Source organism: Microbacterium sp. 18062, from assembly GCF_902706225.1.
GTDB lineage: Bacteria > Actinomycetota > Actinomycetes > Actinomycetales > Microbacteriaceae > Microbacterium.
The window spans coordinates 1-2,108 of the sequence record NZ_CACSKB010000099.1 but is presented as its reverse complement, the minus strand read 5'-3'; the positions used below and the strand labels follow the sequence as shown (position 1 = coordinate 2,108).

The 2,108-nt window shown below is 59.3% G+C and carries 4 protein-coding genes and 1 pseudogene; 3 read left to right on the top strand and 2 right to left on the bottom strand.

Going from position 1 to position 2,108, the window contains the following annotated elements; genetic code table 11:
• Positions 1–58: 58 nt before the first annotated feature.
• Together GVL03_RS22765 and GVL03_RS22760 are read right to left on the bottom strand one after the other, a co-directional pair.
• Entirely contained in the window at positions 59–319 is a 261-nt protein-coding gene (locus GVL03_RS22765; RefSeq protein WP_200847246.1) for a hypothetical protein, read from the bottom strand.
• Positions 320–416: 97 nt separating this feature from the next.
• The gene (locus tag GVL03_RS22760; RefSeq protein ID WP_159502525.1) at positions 417–986 is read right to left on the bottom strand and encodes a 3'-5' exonuclease; all 570 of its coding nucleotides are present in this window, start codon (positions 984–986) and stop codon (positions 417–419) included.
• Between the two features lie 60 nt (positions 987–1,046).
• Here GVL03_RS22760 and GVL03_RS22755 point away from each other — a divergent pair, with 60 nt between their 5' ends.
• From GVL03_RS22755 to GVL03_RS22745, 3 genes and pseudogenes are all read left to right on the top strand, one after another.
• Positions 1,047–1,496 (top strand): hypothetical protein, encoded by a 450-nt coding sequence (locus tag GVL03_RS22755; protein WP_159502524.1) that lies wholly within the window; start codon positions 1,047–1,049, stop codon positions 1,494–1,496.
• Positions 1,497–1,499: 3 nt separating this feature from the next.
• Entirely contained in the window at positions 1,500–1,793 is a 294-nt protein-coding gene (locus GVL03_RS22750) for a type II toxin-antitoxin system RelE/ParE family toxin (protein ID WP_235038243.1), read from the top strand.
• A gap of 71 nt (positions 1,794–1,864) precedes the next feature.
• Positions 1,865–2,108, top strand: a pseudogene (locus GVL03_RS22745) (hypothetical protein); the annotation flags it as partial.

Genomic DNA, 2,108 nt, shown 5'->3' with positions numbered 1-2,108 from the left:
GTATATAAAATCCAGCCTGAAGATGATCTCTGCCCGCTCGGGCACCTGCAGCGCCGACTTAGGCGACGCTATCGGCGAACGCCTCCACACCCGTCGCACGACCGGCCATCACTTCGCCACCATGCTTCTTCGGATCGAAGGACGCCAGCATCTGGTCCAACGTCGGCTCGGCCTCAGTCTCAATGACGATGCGGCCGGGCTTGACCGTGACGCGGACCGGCGAGCCTTCGGTCACGCCGACAATCTTGGCCATCGGCTTCGTGAGGCGCAGTGCGAGGCCGTTGCCCCAGGCGCTGATCTGTGCTGCTGAGGTGCTCATGTGTAATCTCCAATTGTTGATGCGCCCAAGGTCCATTAGGTCGCCATCGCACATGGCAGGCTGAACCCAGGTTTTCGCGTTGCGGATTGACCCCCCCTCACGTGGGCCGACACCAGGGGAGTAGCTTCGCAATGTTGCGAGCATCGTCCAGGCCGCGGTGATGCGACCCTTCAAGCGCCATACCGACCATCTGCAAAGCTCTGGCCATGCCCACCTCTTTGATTTTCCGGGCCTTGGCGAACTGGCGCTTGAGGTTCACATGCTCAAAGCCGGGAAGAGGGTGTGACACACCGTGGCGCTCGCAATCCTTGATCAGCTGCTTGGCATCGAATTGCCCCCAGCTGCCCCACGTCATGACCAAGTCGGATTGGTGTCGTTGAGCGAAGGCGGCCAACTGGTGGGCCACGACGGGAAATAACTCTGCACCGTCCACGTCGATCTGCTCGATGCCCGTGAGTCGCCGGCAGAACGGCGTGAGCTTCGGGTGCACTACTGGCCGCACGAGGGCCTGAAAGACGTCCAGGATCTCGCCGGCGGGCGTGGCCCAGACAGCACCGATCTCGATGATCTCCATCGCCTGCAGAGCGTCGGCCTCATCGCAAGTCGCTTCGAGATCGATGACAAGCATGGCATTCGCTGGCCATGTCGAAAGTGGAAGAAAGTTCATTGCAAACATTCTATCAAACATGCACAATATCAACTATATTTGTGACAACAGGAGATAGAAATGAACAGCATGACGCTTGAGCAGTTTCGCGCCACTACCAGTGCAGGCGGGGTCAAGAGCGTGACCTTGAAGGGGCAGGGCGGTGGTTTTTTCATAGAGATCTCCACACGCAGCGGACAGGGTGCATTCCTGGCCAAGGCCCGAAGCACCGAGCCACGCCGGTTTGGCAATCCAACCTCAGCCCTGGTTGTCCTCCGCGATGTGGGCATTGGAACCGCCCAGATCGATGCTACGCAGTGGGATCCCGATCAGAAAGACATGAGCCGCAGTCGTGAAGTACGCGGCGCGGCAATGCGCGATGCCCATCAGGCGATGGCACACAACCGAGCTTTGGCCGCCGGCATTCAGGCGTCGATGGACGATCTGAGCCCGAGTGTTTCGCACGATGACGTCATGGCCCGCATGGATGCTCGGATCGCGCACCACCGCGAAACGGTTTCCTCCAACTGATCGATGCGGTACTCCATCGTCTGGCGGCCCATGGCCGTGAACGACCTCGACGGGATCATCGACTACATCGCCAAGGGGAACCCCACTCGTGCTGAGACTTTTGGCCAAGAGCTACGGGAAAAAGCACAGAAGCTTGCCGATCACCCAATGCTGGGGCGCTCAGGCCGACCAGGATTACAGAAGGGTGTACGGGAGCTGGTGGTTCACAAGAACTACATCGTGTTCTATCGATTGCTGCCCGACACCAGCACGGTGGAAATTCTGCGGCTGCTGCATGCCGCTCAACAAGTAGCTTGATGCAAAAAAAGAGCCCGAGACTGCGTCAACAGTCCGGGCTTTGGCCAAGTCCTGGGGAGGAAAGGATGACCATGACAGATCCTAGCAAAATCACACGAAAGCAGGGAGTGGCCGCAGCTGCTCGGAAACTGCCCACGAAGCGCGAGATCGAGCTGATCTCAGCCAGTGCTGACATCATGGGCCAGTCGCCGACTGGCAACGATTTCGCGTTCATGCACTCGGTCATGTGCCAGGTGGGTTTGCCTCGCGCGAAGGTAGATGGAGCGCACTTCATGCGCCAGTCGGGCGCGGCGTGGTTGACGGTACAAGCTGGCT